At 72.1% G+C, this 17,847-nt stretch carries 18 protein-coding genes; 15 read left to right on the top strand and 3 right to left on the bottom strand.

Annotated elements, in window-relative coordinates:
- The 7 genes from ABFY07_RS30980 to ABFY07_RS30950 form a co-directional block, all read left to right on the top strand.
- The coding region (locus ABFY07_RS30980; protein WP_346177667.1) for a PucR family transcriptional regulator at nucleotides 1–402 on the top strand (402 nt) is incomplete at its 5' end.
- 217 nt (nucleotides 403–619) lie between these two features.
- Nucleotides 620–1,216: a hypothetical protein gene (locus ABFY07_RS30975; RefSeq protein WP_346177666.1), complete on the top strand. Its 597-nt coding sequence runs from the start codon at nucleotides 620–622 to the stop codon at nucleotides 1,214–1,216.
- A 172-nt stretch (nucleotides 1,217–1,388) separates the two neighbouring features.
- Nucleotides 1,389–2,756: a cytochrome P450 gene (locus tag ABFY07_RS30970; RefSeq protein WP_346177665.1), complete on the top strand. Its 1,368-nt coding sequence runs from the start codon at nucleotides 1,389–1,391 to the stop codon at nucleotides 2,754–2,756.
- Nucleotides 2,757–2,853: 97 nt separating this feature from the next.
- The gene (locus ABFY07_RS30965) at nucleotides 2,854–4,254 is read left to right on the top strand and encodes a cytochrome P450 (RefSeq protein ID WP_346177664.1); all 1,401 of its coding nucleotides are present in this window, start codon (nucleotides 2,854–2,856) and stop codon (nucleotides 4,252–4,254) included.
- Nucleotides 4,251–5,357, top strand: coding sequence for a terpene synthase family protein (locus tag ABFY07_RS30960; RefSeq protein WP_346177663.1), 1,107 nt, complete (start codon nucleotides 4,251–4,253; stop codon nucleotides 5,355–5,357). Before ABFY07_RS30965 ends, ABFY07_RS30960 begins: the two co-directional genes overlap by 4 nt.
- Nucleotides 5,354–6,394: a polyprenyl synthetase family protein gene (locus ABFY07_RS30955; protein ID WP_346177662.1), complete on the top strand. Its 1,041-nt coding sequence runs from the start codon at nucleotides 5,354–5,356 to the stop codon at nucleotides 6,392–6,394. The genes ABFY07_RS30960 and ABFY07_RS30955 overlap by 4 nt, the downstream gene beginning before the upstream one ends.
- Nucleotides 6,395–6,478: 84 nt before the next feature.
- Nucleotides 6,479–7,831 carry an activator-dependent family glycosyltransferase gene (locus ABFY07_RS30950; protein WP_346177661.1) on the top strand — a complete coding sequence of 451 codons (1,353 nt, stop codon included), beginning with the start codon at nucleotides 6,479–6,481 and terminating at the stop codon, nucleotides 7,829–7,831.
- A gap of 28 nt (nucleotides 7,832–7,859) precedes the next feature.
- On the opposite strand, the gene ABFY07_RS30945 is transcribed toward ABFY07_RS30950, so the two are convergent.
- Nucleotides 7,860–8,516 carry a TetR/AcrR family transcriptional regulator gene (locus ABFY07_RS30945; protein ID WP_346177660.1) on the bottom strand — a complete coding sequence of 219 codons (657 nt, stop codon included), beginning with the start codon at nucleotides 8,514–8,516 and terminating at the stop codon, nucleotides 7,860–7,862.
- A gap of 109 nt (nucleotides 8,517–8,625) precedes the next feature.
- On the opposite strand from ABFY07_RS30945, the gene ABFY07_RS30940 reads away from it, so the two are divergent.
- From ABFY07_RS30940 to ABFY07_RS30915, 6 genes are all read left to right on the top strand, one after another.
- Complete coding sequence (locus ABFY07_RS30940) at nucleotides 8,626–10,296, top strand: MFS transporter (RefSeq protein WP_346177659.1); 1,671 nt, start codon at nucleotides 8,626–8,628, stop codon at nucleotides 10,294–10,296.
- A gap of 265 nt (nucleotides 10,297–10,561) precedes the next feature.
- On the top strand, nucleotides 10,562–11,515 hold the full coding sequence (locus ABFY07_RS30935) for a glycoside hydrolase family 6 protein (protein WP_346177658.1): 954 nt from the start codon (nucleotides 10,562–10,564) through the stop codon (nucleotides 11,513–11,515).
- A 42-nt stretch (nucleotides 11,516–11,557) separates the two neighbouring features.
- Complete coding sequence (locus ABFY07_RS30930; protein WP_346177657.1) at nucleotides 11,558–12,058, top strand: hypothetical protein; 501 nt, start codon at nucleotides 11,558–11,560, stop codon at nucleotides 12,056–12,058.
- Between the two features lie 53 nt (nucleotides 12,059–12,111).
- Entirely contained in the window at nucleotides 12,112–12,591 is a 480-nt protein-coding gene (locus ABFY07_RS30925; protein ID WP_346177656.1) for a MarR family winged helix-turn-helix transcriptional regulator, read from the top strand.
- 123 nt (nucleotides 12,592–12,714) lie between these two features.
- Nucleotides 12,715–14,193: an MFS transporter gene (locus tag ABFY07_RS30920; protein WP_346177655.1), complete on the top strand. Its 1,479-nt coding sequence runs from the start codon at nucleotides 12,715–12,717 to the stop codon at nucleotides 14,191–14,193.
- A 50-nt stretch (nucleotides 14,194–14,243) separates the two neighbouring features.
- Nucleotides 14,244–14,744: a pyridoxamine 5'-phosphate oxidase family protein gene (locus tag ABFY07_RS30915; RefSeq protein ID WP_346177654.1), complete on the top strand. Its 501-nt coding sequence runs from the start codon at nucleotides 14,244–14,246 to the stop codon at nucleotides 14,742–14,744.
- 13 nt (nucleotides 14,745–14,757) lie between these two features.
- Here the strand turns inward: ABFY07_RS30915 and pdxR are convergent, their stop codons facing one another.
- Nucleotides 14,758–16,182: a MocR-like pyridoxine biosynthesis transcription factor PdxR gene (gene pdxR, locus ABFY07_RS30910; protein WP_346177653.1), complete on the bottom strand. Its 1,425-nt coding sequence runs from the start codon at nucleotides 16,180–16,182 to the stop codon at nucleotides 14,758–14,760.
- Between the two features lie 69 nt (nucleotides 16,183–16,251).
- On the opposite strand from pdxR, the gene ABFY07_RS30905 reads away from it, so the two are divergent.
- Together ABFY07_RS30905 and ABFY07_RS30900 are read left to right on the top strand one after the other, a co-directional pair.
- The gene (locus tag ABFY07_RS30905; RefSeq protein ID WP_346177652.1) at nucleotides 16,252–16,860 is read left to right on the top strand and encodes a TIGR03086 family metal-binding protein; all 609 of its coding nucleotides are present in this window, start codon (nucleotides 16,252–16,254) and stop codon (nucleotides 16,858–16,860) included.
- A 44-nt stretch (nucleotides 16,861–16,904) separates the two neighbouring features.
- Nucleotides 16,905–17,261 carry a hypothetical protein gene (locus ABFY07_RS30900; protein WP_346177651.1) on the top strand — a complete coding sequence of 119 codons (357 nt, stop codon included), beginning with the start codon at nucleotides 16,905–16,907 and terminating at the stop codon, nucleotides 17,259–17,261.
- On the opposite strand, the gene ABFY07_RS30895 is transcribed toward ABFY07_RS30900, so the two are convergent.
- Nucleotides 17,239–17,823 (bottom strand): Uma2 family endonuclease, encoded by a 585-nt coding sequence (locus ABFY07_RS30895; protein ID WP_346177650.1) that lies wholly within the window; start codon nucleotides 17,821–17,823, stop codon nucleotides 17,239–17,241. The two genes, ABFY07_RS30900 and ABFY07_RS30895, sit on opposite strands and share 23 nt — an antisense overlap.
- Nucleotides 17,824–17,847: the final 24 nt, after the last annotated feature.

Raw genomic sequence — 17,847 nt, 5'->3', positions numbered from 1 at the left:
GCGGGTGTCAGCGCGCCGCGCCGCGGCCTGGACGACCTGCCCGCGGCCTGGCCCGAGGCGCTGGCCGCCGCGCGGGCCGCCCGGGCGGACGCGCGGCTCGGCCCGGTCGCGGAGTGGTCCGCCATCGGCCCGTACCGGCTGCTGGCCGCGCTGCCCGCCGCGGCCGGGCCCGACCCGGCGGTGCGGGCCCTGCTGGAGCCCTCGCACGCCGAACTCGCCCGCACCGCCGAGGCGTTCCTGGACTGCGCGGGCCAGGCGAGCCGCACCGCCCAGGCGCTCGGCATCCACCGGCAGACGCTGTACTACCGGCTCTCCCGCGTCGAGCAGCTGACCGGGCTCGACCTGGACGCCGGCGAGGACCGGCTGCTGCTGCACATGGCGCTCAAGTCCGCGCGCCTGTGACCTGGGCCCGGCCGGTCGCGGGTGGGGCTGGGATGTGTGGGGGCCGGGGTGTGTGGGGGCCGGGGTGTGTGGGGGCCGGGGTGTGTGGGGGCCGGGGTGTGTGGGGGCCGGGGTGTGTGGGGGCCGGGCGTGGCGGGACTGGCTGTCGGTGGGCGGTGGCACAGTGGGCGACGAGGGCCGGCGACGGCGGATGACGGGGACTCGGACGGGGGCTTTGATGGGTGACCACTTCCAGCGGATCGTGGATGCCGAGGCGACCGAGGAGGAGGCGGGGCCGCTCGCGGAGCGGATCGTCGACTGGCTGATCTCCGAAGGCGTGATCACGCGCGAGACGTCCGGCGAGGGCGTCTACAGCCAGAGCGCCGACGAGGGGTATGTGCCCGGCCCCCGCTGGGACCGGGCCGTGGCGGGCCCCGCCGAGCCGGGCTGGCCGCCGGGCCCGGTGGCGGTCATGACCGGGCGGGACTACTACGTCGGCGGCCAGGGCGAGGACGAGGCGGATTGCGCGATCTGCCCCCGCTGCGACGCGAAGACGGTGGTCATCGACTATCCGGAGGAGTTCGAGGCGGACGAGGAGGTCTGGCGGCCGTTCCGCGACGCCATCGCCGCGTGGAGAAGGACGGGCGCGGGAGGCGTGGCCTGTTCCGCCTGCGGGGCGCTTGTCCCGGTGACCGAGTGGCGGTTCGGGCCCGGCTTCGACCTGGGCGCGCTCGCGTTCGACTTCTGGGACTGGCCGCCGCTCGGCGCCGCTTTCCTCGCGGAGTTCGCCGAGCGGCTGGGGCATCGCACCGGGGAGCAGACCGGCAAGTTCTGAGGTCCTGCGCGGGGCCGCATGCCGCGTCACATCGCCTTAACACACGCGAATCCCTCCACACGGCGGGATAAAATCGACCAAATGCCGATCATTTGGAGGGTCGACAACGCAAAGCAAAGGCTGGCATACTCCAAGGGCATAGAGTACGCTAATGCACAATCGGGGGTATTGAATGACCGCACCGACAAGCAACAAAGCGCCACTCAAAAATTCCTCCCCACCGAGCCTCAGTTTAAGAGAAAACTTATCCGGAATTCTCGGCGCCCGCCGTGACCAGTTGAGTTTCGTTCAGTATGCCGCCACCCGGGGAGACATTGTCCGGCTGCGCCTGGGTGGCCTTCCGATGGTTCTCGTCAACCACCCCGACCATTTCCAGCACGTGCTGGTGGACGCCCACGCCAACTACGACAAGGACAACTTCCTCTACCGGGCGGTCCAGACCGTCTTCCGGGGCGGGCTGGTGTCCAATCCGGGCGGAGAGCGCTGGCGCGCACGGCGACGCATGATGCAGCCCTCCTTCAACCGGGGCAGCATCGTGGACCTGTCCCCCGGCATGACCGACCTGACCGGCCGTCTGCTCGACAGGTGGGCCGCCCGGGACGATCCGGACGCGGTGGTCGACGTCTCCGCGGACATCCGCGACCTCGCCCTGAAGATCGCCCTCCGTTCCTTGTTCGGCGTGGAGGCCGGAGCCGATGTCGCCGCGTTCGAGCGCAACTTCCTCGAGCTGAACACCATCATCGGCAATTTCTTCCGCTTTCCCTTCCCGCCATTGAGCCGGCGTCCCCGGCTGCGCGCGCTCATCCAGGACATGGACGGCTTCGTCGACCGGCTCGTGACGGACCGCGAGGCGGACCCGGCCGAGCGGCGCGACCTGTTCTCCGCGCTGCTGGCCATGACCCACCACACGAGCGGGGTGAACCTCACCCGGCAGGAACTGCTCGGCGAGATCCTCTCCACCATCGTGTCCGGCTATGAGACCTCCAGCAATTCCATGGCCTGGGTTTTCTACCGGCTGGCCCGGCACCCGGAAATCCAGCGCCGCGTGCAGGAGGAAGTCGACCGGGTCCTGGACGGACGGGCACCGACTCTCGAGTCCCTGTCCGAACTGACCTACACCCGTATGGTCATCGATGAGACCCTGCGACTGCACACCCCCGCCTGGCAGACCATGCGCCGGGCCATTGCCGACGACGAGATCGGCGGATATCGCATCCCCCAGGGGTCCAGCGTCTACCTGAACTTCCTCACCTATCACCGCCACCCGGAATTCTGGCCCGACCCGGACCGGTTCGACCCCGAGCGCTTCGCTCCCGAGAACGCCGCGAAGCGGCCCCGCAACGTCTACCAGCCCTTCGGCAGCGGGCCGCGCTACTGCATCGGCAAGTACTTCGCCCTCACCGAGATGCAGATCGTCGTCGCGATGCTCGCGCAGACCTTCACCCTGACGGTGCCGCCGGGGCAGCGGCCGGTCGGCTTCGCGCCGCTGGTCACCCTGCACCCCAAGGGCGGGATCCGGCTGCGCCTCGCGCGCCGGTAGCCGACCGCGCCCGCGCGAGCGGCGCCCCTTCCTCTTACGAGCCCACGGCGTGTGACCGACGTCCTGGGCTGTCACCGCATCGATGAACGGACAACCGATGTCTTCAGCACCGACCGTGCCCGATGTGGGCCGGCCGCCAGGCGCCCGAGAGATACCGACGATCCGCCGCAAGGACGGCATCGGCGGGGCCCTGGCCTTTCGTAACGACCAACTCCACTTCCTCGGAGCCGGCCTCGACCGGTACGGGGACATCTTCCGCTTCCGGCCGCTGGGCATCCCCATCGTGCTGGTCAACCACCCCGACTACATCCGGCACATCCTGGTCGAGAAGGGCGAGAGCTACGACAAGGACGCGATGCTCTTCCGCGTCGTCCGCCCGGTGCTGCGCAAGGGCCTGATCGCCAACGCCGACATGGAGCTGTGGCGCCGGCAGCGGCGGATGATGGCGCCGCACTTCACCCCGCGCACGGTCAGCCACTTCGCCCGCAACATGACCGACGAGACCGCGCAGATGCTCCAGCGCTGGGAGCGGCGTGAGGGCCAGGTCCTGGACGTCACCGACGAGATCGGCCAGCTCGCGCTGCGCATCGTCAACCGGTCGCTGTTCAGCGCCGAGGTCGGCAGGACGGCACAGGCGTTCGAGCGGGCCTTCCAGACGGCCAACGCCATCCTCGGCGCCTTCTTCCGCTTCCCCTTCCCGCCGCTGAACTTCCCGACGCCCCGCAACCGCAAGCTGCATCGGGCGATCGACGACATGGACACCTTCGTCTCCGACTTCATCCAGGCCAGGCTGCGGGCGGACGTCCCCGCCGGCGACGAGGCCGACCTGCTCACCCTGCTGCTCCACACCGTGGACGAGGAGGACGGCAAGGGGATGGACCTGGAGCAGTTGCACCACGAGGTGCTGAACATCTGCATCGGGGCCTACGAGACCACCACCAACACCCTCTCCTGGGCGTTCTACCTGCTCGCCCGGCACCCCGAGGTGGAGGCGAAGCTGCACGCCGAGGTGGACGCCGTGCTGGGCGAGCGGTCCATACCGTCCTTCGAGGACCTCCCCCGGCTGACGTACACCCGGATGGTGATCGACGAGACCCTGCGGATCTACTCCCCCGCCTACCAGTTCATGCGCCGGGCGCGCGAGGAGGACGTGGTCGACGGCTACCGGGTTCCGGCGAACACCAACGTCCTGATCAACAGCTACTTCCTGCACCGGCACCCGGACTTCTGGGAGGACCCGGAGAGCTTCGTCCCCGAGCGGTTCACCCCCGAGGCGATCGCCGCCCGCCCCAAGCACGTCTACACGCCCTTCGGCGCCGGGCACCGGATCTGCATCGGCAAGCACTTCGCCCTCACCGAGCTGGTGCTGGTCCTGTCGACGGTGGCCCGCCGCTATCGGCTGGCGCTCCCCGAGGCGACGCCCGAGGTGCACCCCCAGGCACTGATCACCCTGCATCCCGAGGGCGGTATCCACCTGCGGCTGGAGGAGCGCCGATGACCACAGGACAGCCGATGGCCCCAGGACAGCCGATGGCCACAGGGCAGCAGATGGCCGCGGAGCAGGGGAACGACGCGCGAGCCCCGCGGATACCGGAGCTCCACTGCCCCTTCCCGCACCGGGTGAACCCGCACGCCGAGCAGGCGCGCCGGCACCTGAGCCAATGGGTGGGGACGGTGGGCCTCATCCAGCGGGAGTCGGCCCGGCGCCGCTTCGAGCACGCCGACTTCGGCTGGTTCGCCTCGATGGTCTACCCGACGGCCGACGAGGAGCGGATCGCCCTGATGGCCGACTGGTTCGCCTGGCTCTTCCTGGTCGACGACCAGCTGGACGACGGTGACTTCGGCCGCGACCCCCGGCGGGCGGGACAGGTGTTCGCCGAGATGCGCGCGGTGCTGGAGAGCCCGGACCACGGCGCCGCGGCGGCCCGCCGCCCCGACCTGCCGACCGCGGTCTCCTCCCTCGCGGACCTGTGGCGGCGCACCGCGACCGGAATGACCGAAGCCTGGCGGCGCCGCTTCGTACGCCACCTGGAGGAGTGCCTCGCGGCGGCCGCCGTCTGGGAGGCGGGCAACCGGACGCGCGGGATCGTCCCCGAAGAGGACGACTACATCGAGAACCGGCGCCACACCGGGGCGATCTACGTGTGCATGGACCTCATCGACGTGGTCGAGCGCCTCGACATGCCGGGGGAGCTGTACCAGAGCGAGGAGTTCCGGGCCACGCTGGACGCCGCCTGCAACGTGGTCTGCTGGACCAACGACATCTATTCGCTGGAGAAGGAGCGGTCCCTGGGCGAGGTGCACAACCTGGTCTACGTCGTCCAGCACCACCGCGAGCTGGACCAGGGGCGGGCGCTGGCCCACGTGTGCGCGGCCACCTCGGAGGAGACCCGGCGCTATCTGGCCCTGGAGGAGCGGCTGCTGCGCCGGTACCCGGAGCACTCCGCCCTGCTCACCCCGTATCTGGCCGGCATGCGCACCTGGATCCGCGGCAATCTCGACTGGTCCAGCCGCACCAAGCGGTACCAGTCGCCGGACGGCGGCTCGGCGCCGCGGCCCGCGTTGTACCTGGAGCCCGACCTGGTGGTGGCCGACCGATGACCACCGCGCTGACGACGGACACCTCGGAATCCTGGGAGGTACTGCGCCGGACCGCCGAACTGACCGGTCCGCGGATCCGCCTGGCCCTGGACCGGCTGAGCGAGCCGGTGCGTACGGTCGCCCGCTACCACTTCGGGTGGTGCGACGCGGACGGCCGGCCCGCCGACGCCGGGTGGGGCAAGGGGCTGCGGGGCGCGCTGGTGCTCGGCGGCGCGCAGGCCGTGGGCGCCGGGCCCGGGCAGGCGCTCGGCGCCGCCGCCGCGGTGGAGCTGGTGCACAACTTCTCGGTGCTCCATGACGACGTCATGGACCAGGACGCCACCCGCCGCGGCCGGTCCACGGCCTGGACGGTGTTCGGCAGCGCCCAGGCGCTGCTCGCCGGGGACGCGATGCTGGTCCTGGCCATGGAGGAGCTGGCCTCCTCCCCGCCCCCCGCCCGGCATGTCGCGGGCACCCGGGAGCTCTGCCGCGCGCTGCTGGCACTGGTCGCCGGCCAGAGCGCCGACCTCGCCTTCGAGGAGCGCGCCGACGTGGGCCTCGACGAGTGCCTGACCATGGCCGCCGGGAAGACGGCGGCCCTGTTCGCGGGGGCCTGCGGCCTCGGCGCGCTCGCCGCCGACGCCGGCCCGGCCCAGGTGGAGGCGCTCCGGGGCTACGGACACCACCTGGGTCTGGCCTTCCAGCTCGTGGACGACCTGCTGGGCATCTGGGGGGACACCCGGGCGACCGGGAAGCCGGTCGGGGCCGATCTGCGCCGGCGCAAGAAGTCCCTGCCGGTCGTCGCGGCGCTGGGCAGCGGTACGCCCGCGGGGCGGCGGCTGGCCGAGCTGTACCAGGACGAGCGCCCGCTGGAGCCGACCGGCGTCGCGCGCGCGACCGCGCTGGTCGAGCAGGCCGGCGGGCGCGACTGGGCGCTGGCGGAGGCGGACCGGCAGCGGTCCCTGGCGCTGGACCGGCTGGCCGAGGTCACCCTCGACCCGGACGCCGCCCACGGTCTGCGGTCGCTGGTGGACCTGGCCACGCACCGCAGCAGCTGACCGACGCGCCCCACGGCCCGTGCTCCGGCGCCCGCCCCGCGGCGCCGGAGCACGGCCGCACTCACGAGAGAAGGAACGCCACCGATGCGCGTGCTGTTCGCGACGGTTTCCGAGAAGTCACATCTGTACACGATGGTTCCGCTGGCCTGGGCCCTGACGACGGCGGGGCACGAGGTGCGGGTCGCCGGCAATCCGGCCGTCACCGACGCCATCACCCACTCCGGTCTCACCGCGACGCCCGTCGGCACCGACCACCGGATGGGCGATGCCTTCGCCCCCTACCGGGAGCTGTCCGCGCGGATCATCGACGCCCGCAAGCGGGACGACCGCGCCGGGGCCAGGGAGCTGTACCGCACGCTGTACGGCCTCCTGGAGAACGAGGCCATGGACTGGTCCGAGCCCGGTGTGGAGCGGGAGACCTGGCCGAGCGTGCTGACGAAATACCAGGTCAACGTGGAACGGCTGTACCGCGTGTACAACGACTCCATGGTCGACGACCTGGTGGAGCTGGCCCGCTCCTGGCGGCCCGACCTGGTGATCTGGTCGCCGCTCGCCTACGCGGGGGCGGTGGCGGCCCGGGTCGTGGGCGCGGCCCACGCCCGGCTGCTGTGGAACGTGGACATCTACTCGGCGATGCGCGAGGTGTTCCTCGAACTGGCGGGGCGGCAGCCCGCGGAGCGTTCCGAGGATCCGCTCGGCGACTGGCTGACCGGCCATCTCCGGCGGCACGGCAGCGACTTCGCGGAGGAGGTCACCACCGGCCAGTGGACCATCGACCAGGGCCCGGCGAGTCTTCAACTGCCCCTGGGCGTCCGGCGCGTGGCGGTGCGCTACGCGCCCTACAACGGCCCGTCGGTGGAGCCCGATTGGGTGCGGCGCGCGCCCGACCGGCCCCGGGTGTGCTTCAGCCCGGGATCCTCCACGGCCTCGGTCATCGGCGCCTCCCACCTGCCCGTGCCGGAGATCCTGGACGCCGTGGCCGACCTCGACATCGAGTTCGTCGCCTCGCTCCCGCCCCAGGAGTCCGGCAGCCTGCGGCGGGTGCCGGACAACACCCGGATCGTAGACTTCGTGCCCCTCCACACGATCGTGCCGAGCTGTTCCGCGGTCGTCCACCACGGCGGTTTCGGCGGCTGGTCGGCGGCGCTGCTGCACGGTGTGCCGCAGTTCCTGCTTCCGATCCGGTTCTCGGACTGGTGGGCCAAGGCCGCCGTGCTCGACGCCCAGGGCGGCGGCGCGTATCTGCACGCCTCCCAGGTGACGGCCGAGACCCTGCGCGAGGGGCTGGTCCGACTGCTGGAAGAGCCGTCGTACCGGGAGTCGGCCGCGCGGCTGCGGCGGGAGATGCTTGACGCGCCGACCCCCAACGACCTGGTCCCCACGCTGGAGAAGCTGACCCGCGACTTCCGAGGGGACGGGCCGGGGGTCGCGCCGTAGGACCAGCCGTCAGGCGGCCGGGCCCGCGTCAGTCGGCCGGGCCCGCGTCCGCCGCCGGATCCGGATCCGTCGCCGGGCCCGCGTCCGCCGCCGGGCCCGGGCGCGGCCCGGACACGATGCGGCGCATCGCCTCCGTCAGGTCCCGGGCGCTGGGAGTGCTGGCGGGGTCGATGGCCATCTGGACGGCCATGCCGGCCATCAGCGTCATATAGAACGAGCCCATGATCCGCGCGGTCTCCTCGTCGACCTCCTCCTCCGGGATCCCGTGGAACAGGGCCACCAGCCCGCTGTGCCCCTCCGGCTGCGCCCGCCCGAAGGCCTCGCGCAGCTCCGGGTCCCCCTCGATCCGCATGACCGCCTCGAGCTGGGCGCGCCACACCGCCTGGTGCTTGCCGAACAGTTCGAGCACCCGGGTCCACCCCGCCTCGAACTCCGCCGCCGGGCCCGCGGCGGTCGCGGGTGAGGACGCCTCCTCCCGCAAGGACCGCTCGACGTCGTCCGCCCAGTCGCTCATGGCCGCGAACAGGGCCTCTCTCATCAAGGCGTCCTTGGAGCCGTAGTGGTAGCCGATGGACGCCAGATTGGCGCCCGAGGCGGCCACGATGTCCCGCGCCGTGGTGCGCGACCAGCCCTTTTCCAGCAGGCAGCGCTTGGCGCCGGCCAGCAGATCCTCACGATGTCCCATGCCCTCACCCTATCCGGACGCCATACGAGCGTCCAAGACGACCGTCCAATACGGCCGTCTCATACGGCCGTACTAGACAACCGTTTAAGACGCTCGTATAGTCCTCGTCATGACTTCGACTTCCGCCCACCCACGTGCCGGGCGCCGGGAATGGACCGCCTTCGCGGTCCTGATGCTTCCGCTGCTCCTGGTGTCCATGGACGTCTCGGTGCTGTACTTCGCTCTCCCCGCCATCAGCGAGGAGCTGCACCCCAGCTCCACCCAGCAGCTGTGGATCTTCGACATCTACGGCTTCGCCCTCGCCGGGCTGCTCATCACGATGGGGTCGCTCGGCGACCGGATCGGGCGGCGGAAGCTGCTGATGATGGGCGCCGCGGCCTTCGGCGTCGCCTCGGTCGCGGCCGCCTACGCGGACAGCGCCGAGATGCTGATCGCGGCCCGCGCGCTGCTCGGCGTCGGCGGCGCGACCCTGATGCCCTCGACGATGGCGCTCAGCCGCAACCTCTTCCAGGACCCGGCGCAGCGTGCCACCGCGATCGGCATCTGGTCCGGTGCCATGGCCGGCGGGGTGGCGCTCGGCTCGGTGCTGAGCGGGGTGATGCTGAGCCACTTCTGGTGGGGTTCGGTCTTCCTCATCAACACCCCGGTGATGGTGCTGCTGCTGGTGCTCGCCCCGGTCCTGATCCCGGAGTTCAAGGACCCGGCCCCCGGACGCTTCGACCTGCTGGGCGTGCCGCTGTCCATGGGCGCGGTGCTGCCGGTGATCTCCGGGCTGAAGGAGACGGCGGCCCACGGGTTCAGCGGGCCGCGCGCGCTGTGGATCGCGGCCGGGCTGGTCGTCGGCGCGGTCTTCGTACACCGCCAGCGCACCCACGCGCACCCCATGATCAGCCCCGGGCTCTTCCGCGGCCGCGGCTTCGGGACCTCGATCGGGCTCAACCTCATGGCCTCGTTCGCGATGATGGGCTCCGCCCTCTTCACCACCCAGTACCTCCAGTCGGTGCTCGGCAAGGGCCCCCTGGAGGCCGCGCTGTGGAGCCTGCTGCCCTCCGTCATGGTGGGCGCCGCCGGTCCCGCGTCGGCCGCGATCGCACGGAAGGTGAACCGCGCGTACGTCATCGGCGGCGGCTTCCTCGTCGCGGCCGCCGGCTTCGGGCTGCTGACCCTCGCCGGCACCGACTCGCTGTGGCTCGTGCTGATCGCGGCGGGTGTCCTCGCCTCCGGCATCGTCACCGTGATGTCGCTGGTCACCGACATGGCGATGGGCACCGCCCCGGCGGAGAAGGCGGGTTCCGCCTCGTCCCTGCTGGAGACCGGCCAGGAGTTCGGCGGGGCGCTGGGGATGGCCCTGCTCGGTGTCGTGGGCAACGCCGTCTACCGCCACGAGATGGCGGACGAGCTGCCCTCCGGTGCGGGATCCGGCCTGCCGTCCCAGGCGCTGGACGCGGCGCGCGAGACGCTGGGCGGCGCGGTGGCCGTGGCGGGCCGGCTGTCCGGACGGACCGGGGACGAGGTGCTGGGCGCGGCGCGCGAGGCGTTCACCGAGGGCATGCGGGTGGCCGCGGTGGCCGGGGCGCTGGTCCTGGTCGCGGCCGCGGTCCTGGCGGCCGTCGCCCTGCGGCACGTACGCGTCGCGGCGCCCGCCGGGGAAGAGGGAGCCGACGGGGCAGAAGCGGCCGGTGCGGGCGCGGAGCCGCACGGCGAGCCGTACGGGCCCGGTGCCGCGCGGGAGACGGCACCGCGCGAACTCGGACGGCCCGAGACGGTCGCGAACAGCTGACCCCGCACCGCAGCACCACACCCACCCCAGATCCAGTCGGTCGCGACCCCGCCCACCCCCCGGCGGGGTCGCCGCCGTTCCGGGGCCGACCCCGCCCCCGCCGCCCCAACCTCTCGGGGCTACCTGGAACTTGACTCGAATCCTCGTCGCATCCGACGGCAACCTTCCGCCGCACGGCGGCAACCAGAGCGCAGAGCGCCCCTCGTTTCGCACCGTCCCCTGACGTCTTCGACGCCCCCGCATTCCCCGAGAGGACTGATGCCCCGTGCGCCTCGCCCGAGCGTTGGTGACCGCCGCCCTCGCCACCGTGTTCCTGGTGGGGGCGGGTCACGCACCCCGAGCCGTCGCGGGTGAACTGCCCGGCGGTACGACGTTCTTCACCGACCCCGACTCCCAGGTCAACAAGTGGGTCGCCGCCAACCCCAACGACTCCCGCCAACCGCGCATAGCCTCGCGGATAGCCGGCCAGCCGCAGGCCGTCTGGTTCGCCCGCTACTCCCCCTCCACCGTCACCGCGGACGTCCGCAAGGTGACCTCCGCGGCGGCCGCCAAGGGCCAGGTACCCGTCCTCGTCGCCTACATGATCCCCAACCGGGACTGCGGCGGCGCCTCCGCGGGCGGCGCCCCCGACCTCGCCGCGTACGACGCCTGGGCGCGCGACTTCGCCGCCGGGCTGGGCACCGGCTCCTCGATCGTCATCCTCGAACCGGACTCGATCGCGCTCATCAGCTGTCTGTCGGCCGGCGAGCTGAGCGGCCGCTACGCCTCGCTCACCCGGGCCGCGAACGCCATCCACGCCGCGAACCCGAAGGCCCGGGTCTACTTCGACGCCGGGCACTCCGCGTGGAACAGCGCCGCCACGCAGGCTTCCCGGCTGCGCGCCGCGGGCGTGCTGACCAGCGGCGACGGCATCTACAGCAATGTCTCCAACTACCAGCGCACCGCCAATGAGGTCGCCTTCGCCAAGAGCGTGCTGGGCCGGCTCGGCGGCTCGGGCCTGACCGCCGTCATCGACACCAGCCGCAACGGCAACGGCCCCGCCCCCGACAACGCCTGGTGCGACCCGCACGGCCGCAAGCTGGGCGAGAACCCGACGGCGAACACCGGCGACCCGGCCATCGACGCCTACCTGTGGATCAAGCTGCCCGGCGAGCTGGACGGCTGCGCGGGCCCGGCGGGCAGCTTCTCGCCCGACTACGCGTACGAGTTGGCGGGCTAGCCAGAGGTGTCTCCCCGCGCCTTCGGCCTACGCTTACGGCCCATGGACTGGACTACGCCCGTGAGCACGCTGATCGGCGCGATGGTGGGGGTCGGATCGACGCTGCTGGGTGAGACCGTCCGCTCGAAACGCGAGCGGGGCCATCAGCTGGACCAGCTCAGGCAGCAGCTGTACGCGCGCTATCTCGAGGCCCTCACCAGCACGGACGGCGAGCTGCAACTGCTCGCCGTCCGTCAGCGGACCCCCGTGGACGAGGTCGATCTGCGGGCCGCCTGGCGCGGCCACTCCCTGCTCGCCCTGAACTACGAGATCGCGCTCGTCGCTCCCCCGCCCGTCGCCGACGCCGCCGACAGGGCGTACCGCGCGCTGCGTGCGATGCGGAACCTCATAGGCACGACCGAGGTCAGCCTCGGCCGGCGCGGCGCACCGGAGGGCGGCGGGCCTGGGGCCGCCGAGTGGGACGGCGCCCACCGCGAGTACATCGACGCGATAGCCGCCCTGCGCTCCGCCATGCGGGCCGACGTGGGGAGCGGCCGGGGCTGACTCAGTCTTCTTCCGGATAATCCGCCACGGATCGAATTGTTACCCTGGCAGGCATGACCGCCATGGCACCCACGCGCAATGAACCGGACCTGTCGTACCTCCTGGACCACACCAGCCACGTCCTGCGGACCCGGATGGCTGCGGCGCTCGCCGAGATCGGGCTGACGGCGCGGATGCACTGCGTCCTGGTCCACGCCCTGGAGGAGGAGCGCACCCAGGCCCAGCTCGCCGAGCTGGGAGACATGGACAAGACCACGATGGTGGTGACGGTGGACACCCTGGAGGAGGCCGGCCTCGCCGAGCGCCGCCCCTCCAGCCGGGACCGGCGAGCCCGGATCATCGCCGTCACCGAGGAGGGCGCCCGGGTCGCCGAGCGCAGCCAGGAGATCGTGGACCGGGTGCACCGGGAGGCACTGGCCTCCCTCCCCGCCTCCGACCGGGCCACCTTGCTGCGGGGCCTGAACCAGCTCGCCGAAGGACACCTGGCCACCCCGGCGGAGACCCCCCGGCCGGCCCGGCGGGCGCGCCAGTAGAGGGGGCCGACAGGACAGGACCAGGGCCCGAACAGGACCGAAAGAGATCGTCTGCAACAGAACTATCTGCTACGGTCTTTCTTGTCGCGCCAGTCGGCGTCATCCGTGACAGGAGAGACCGTTATGTCCGCTGTTTCCGCCTCCCCTCCCGCCGTTTCCCGCTCACGTCGGCTCGCCCTCGGGGTCATCGCCACGGGGATGCTGATGATCATCCTTGACGGCTCCATCGTGACCGTGGCGATGCCGGCCATCCAGGACGACCTGGGCTTCTCGCCCGCCGGCCTGAGCTGGGTCGTCAACGCCTACCTGATCGCGTTCGGCAGCCTGCTCCTGCTCGCGGGGCGGCTCGGCGACCTGATCGGCCGCAAGCGCATGTTCCTGGCCGGCACCGCGGTGTTCACCGCGGCCTCACTCCTGGCGGCCGCCGCCACCTCCCCCGCCGTCCTGATCGCCGCCCGGTTCCTGCAGGGGATCGGCAGCGCGATGGCCTCCGCCGTCAGCCTGGGCATTCTCGTGACGCTGTTCACCGAGCCCAAGGAGCGCGCCAAGGCGATCGCCGTGTTCAGCTTCACCGGGGCGGCCGGCGCCTCGATCGGACAGGTGCTCGGCGGCGTCCTCACCGACGCCCTCAACTGGCACTGGATCTTCCTCATCAACCTGCCCATCGGCGTCGCGGCCCTGGCGATCGCCGTCCCCGTCCTGCCCGCCGACCGCGGGATCGGCCTCCGCGCCGGAGCCGACGTCATCGGCGCGCTCTTCGTCACGGCGGGGCTGATGCTGGGGATCTACACCGTCGTCAAGGTCGAGGAACACGGCTGGACCGCGGTACCCACGCTCGGCTTCGGCGCACTCTCGCTCCTCCTGCTCACCGCGTTCGTCGTCCGCCAGGCCACCGCCCGCACCCCGCTCATGCCGCTGCGGATCCTGCGCTCGCGCAGCGTCGCGGGGGCCAACCTCATCCAGATGCTCATGGTGGCGGCCCTGTTCTCCTTCCAGATCGTCGTCGCGCTCTACCTGCAGAAGGTCCAGGGCTACGGCGCCGCCGAGACCGGCCTGGCCATGCTCCCGGCCGCCGCCGTCATCGGCGTGGTCTCCCTGAGCGTCTCCGCCCGGCTCAACGCCCGCTTCGGCGAACGCAATGTGCTGCTGACGGGGCTCGTGCTGCTGATGGGCACCCTCGGGCTGCTCACCCGCGTGCCCGTCCACGCCGACTACCTCACCGACCTCCTCCCCGTGATGCTGCTCGCCGCCGGCTTCGGGCTCGCGCTCCCGGCGCTGACCACCCTCGGCATGTCCGGCGCCAAGGCCGACGACGCCGGGCTCGCCTCCGGACTGTTCAACACCACCCAGCAGATCGGCATGAGCCTGGGCGTCGCGGTGCTGTCCACCCTGGCTGCCTCCCGCAGCGACCGCCTGCTCGCGGCGGGCGAGAGCCGGGCCGAGGCGCTGACCGGCGGCTACCACCTGGCCTTCGCCGTCGGCACGGGCCTCCTCGTCGCCGCCTTCGTCGTCACCTTCACTGTGCTCACCCCGTCGAAGCGGCGGCCGCACCCGGCCCCGAGCGAGGCCGACCCGGCCACCACGCACGTCACGGCCGCCTGACAGCCCCTCCTTCCCCGCCCTCCCTCACCAGCAGCGAAAGGCCCCACCCCATGAACACCCACGTGGCGAACGAAGAAGAGCAGAAGCCGGGCGCCGGACCCGCGCCCCGGGCACTCACCGACGAGGAACTGTCCCGGCTGCTGGAAGAGCAGCAGTTCGCGGTGCTCGCCACGGTCAAGCGCAGCGGCCACCCCCACCTGTCGACCGTCCTCTACCGCTGGGACCCCAAGGAGCGCGTCGTCCGGATCTCCACCACGGCCGACCGCCTCAAGGTGCGTCAACTGCGCCGCGACCCGCATACCGCCCTCCACGTGGGCGGGCCGAACGTCTGGTCGTTCGCCGTCGCCGAGGGCGAGGCGGAGATATCCGAGGTGACGACCGTGCCCGGTGACGCGGTCGGTCGGGAACTGCTCTCCCTGACCCCCGGTTTCGACGACCCGAAGGACGAGGCGGCCTTCCTGGAGCAGATGGTGGCTGACCGGCGGGTGGTGATCCGGATCCGGGTGTCCCGCCTGTACGGAACGGCCCTCGACATCCCCACGGGCGACTGACCCCGCCGTTCGCTCAGTCCCCGAACAGCCGCCGCAGCGCCGGGCCGATGTCCGGCGCTGCGATCGCGCCGTAGCCGAAGACGAGCCCCGGGCGTACGGAGCCGCACATGGCCACCTCGGGCAGGGTGTAGAGCGCCACCCCCGAGGCGCGGGCCCGCGCCGCCAGTTCCGCGAGGCGGGCGGGCTCGGCCAGGTCACCCGTGGCGTAGGCCGTCACATGCAGACCGGCCGAGGAAGGGACCACCTCGACCCGGTCCGCGTACGCCCCGGCGAGCGCGGCCGTGAGCAGCTCGTGCCGTGCGGCGTACTCCTGCCGCATCCGGCGGATGTGGCGGGCGAGCAGGCCGTCGTCGATGAAGCGGGCCAGCGCCGCCTGGGTGGGGAGGGCGGTGCTCCAGTCGGTGACGTACTTCGCCGCGCGCAGCGCGTCCCGCAGCGGGGCGGGCGCGACGAGGAAGCCGATCCTCAGGGAGGGCAGCATGACCTTGGAGAACGAGCCCACATAGATCACGTGCCCGGCCCGGTCCACGCTCTGCAGAGGGTCGACCGGCCGCCCGCCGTAGCGGAACTCGCTGTCGTAGTCGTCCTCGATGACGACGGCGCCGTGCCGTTCGGCCCACGCGACGAGCGCCATCCGGCGCCGCAGCGACATCGGCATTCCCAGGGGGAACTGATGGGAGGGCGTCACGTACACGACGCGGGCCCGGTCCGGGAGGGTGTCCACGCACAGGCCCTCGGCGTCCACCGGGACCCCCACGACCTTGGCGCCCAGCGAGCGGAAGAGCATACGGGCCGGCGGATAGCCGGGCTCCTCCACCGCGACCACATCACCCGGCTCGGTCATCACCCGGCAGATCAGGTCGAGGGCCTGCTGGATGCCGTTGGTCACGACCACGTCGTCGGCGCCGGCCCGCACCCCCCGGGAGAGGCCGATGTGGCGCGCGATCGCCGCGCGCAGCCCGCCGTGGCCCTCCGGACGGCCGGAACCCCGCGCGAGCGCGGCCGAGGGGCGCGACTCGCGGGCGACCAGCCGCCGCCAGGTCTGGTACGGGAACAGCCGGGCGTCCGGCAGCCCTACGCGCAGGTCGTACGCGACGGACGTCAGCTCGGCGTCGATCGGGCCCGGCCAGGGGGAGATCCCGGCCCAGACGGGGCGTGGTCGCAGGGCGGAGGCGGTGGTGGCGGCGCCCGGCGTCCGGCCGACCGCCCGCACGAAGGTGCCCGCGCCGACCCGGCTGTCCAGATAGCCCTCGCTCGCCAGCCGGTCATAGGCCACGCCGACCGTGTTCCGGGCCACCGCGAGCCGCCGGGCCAGCTCCCGGGTCGGCGGCAGCGGATCGCCCGGGCGCAGCCGCCCGTCGAGGATCGCGGCGCGGACCTGTCGGTAGATCTGGCCGGACAGGTCGCGATGCCCGTCGAGGCTGACGTGGACCTCCATATTGGCTCAATCATATGCGGGCTTATTGGACCTGGTACTGAGCCATTACCCGTTTCTAGGCTGCGGATCATGAACGTGCGAGAGCTGGACATCCAAGAGCTCGACCGCCGGGCGCTGGCGCTTACCGGCGGGATCGTCGCCCAGGTGAAGGACGACCAGCTGCCCCTCCCCACCCCCTGCCCGGACTGGACGCTGCACGGTCTGCTCCGCCATCTCGTCAGCCAGAACGAGGGGTTCGCCGCCGCGGCGCGCGGCGCCGGCGGATCCCTTTCCGTCTGGCGCGACGGCGACCTGGGCAACGACCCGCGCGCCGCCTACGACGCGTCAGCCGCGCTGGTCGGCGAGGCGTTCGCGGAAGCCGGCGTGCTGGAGCGGCCCTTCGCCCTCGCGGAGGTGCGGGACGGCGGCTCCTTCCCCGGCCGCGTCGCGATCGGCTTCCACGTCCTGGACTACGTCGTCCACGCCTGGGACGTCGCGGCGACGATCGGCGCCCCATGGGAACCCGGCGAAGAGCTGACCGCCGCCGCGCTGCTCATCGCCGAGCGGGTCCCGGACGAGGGCCGCGGCCCCGGCGCCGCCTTCGAACGGCGCGCCCCTTCCCCGGACGGCGCCCCACCGCACCACCGGTTGCTCGCCCTGCTCGGCCGTGACCCGCACTGGGCGGGTGGCCCGTGCTGAGAACGGGCTGGCGCCCGGGGCCGGATTCGGCCACGGACGGCCCGGTGCTCGTCAGCGTCACCGACTTCACCGTCACCAGGCGCCGGGACCTCTTCGGCATCGCCCGCGCGGCCGCCGGCCTGCGGCGCGCCTGGCCGACGCTCGACGGGGCGGTCGGCCTGTGGCTGTGGACCGCGCCGCTGGCCCGGCGCTGCGGCGCGGTGTCCCTGTGGACGGGCGAGGAGGCCCTGCACGGATTCGTGGGTCTGCCGGAACACGTCGCGATCATGCGCAAGTACCGCGGGCGCGGCACGGCCGAGGCGACGACCTGGGTCGCTCCCCGGTTCGACGAGACGGATATCTGGCGGGAGGCCTACCGTCTGCTCACCGGCTCCGGAGCTACATCTGGTCGATCTCGGTGAGGTCGATGTCGATGGTGAAGGGCACCGGGACCTTGAGCCGGTCGTGGTGGATCCCGGACGGCACGTACGTGTGGGTCACCGGGTCAAGCTCAAATACGTGGACAACCGGGCGGTCGCCCTCGCCCTGCTCGACCAGCCAGAAGTGCGGGATTCCCGCCTCGGCGTAGAGCTGCGGCTTGCGCTTGCGGTCGCGCGTCCTCGACTCCGGCGACACCACCTCCACCGCAAGCACGACATCGGCGGCGTCAAACCTGGTCCTGTCCGCACCAATACGCTCAGCCCCAGCGCGCACCACCGAAAGGTCCGGTTCAGGACAGTTGTCCTGACCGAGGGTGACGTTCATCTCGCGGCACACCCGCAGCGACTTCGGCGCCCACGTTCGCAGAGCATGCTCCAGCAGGTACAGGACCGTCATGTGGAAATACTTCTGCGGGCTCACGAAGACGAGGCTCCCGTCGATCAGCTCAGTGTGCGGCGGGAGATCCGGGATGCGGTCGAGGTCGTCCGCGGTGAATCCGCCCGGGGGCGGAAAGGCCCAGGCCGGCAGCGGTTCAGCAGTCATGGTTCCTCCCATGGACGGGATTCT

This window comes from Streptomyces sparsogenes subsp. cuspidosporus, from assembly GCF_039532705.1.
GTDB lineage: Bacteria > Actinomycetota > Actinomycetes > Streptomycetales > Streptomycetaceae > Streptomyces > Streptomyces sparsogenes.
The sequence above is the reverse complement of the archived record's forward strand: the minus strand, read 5'-3'. Positions and strand labels throughout refer to the sequence as shown.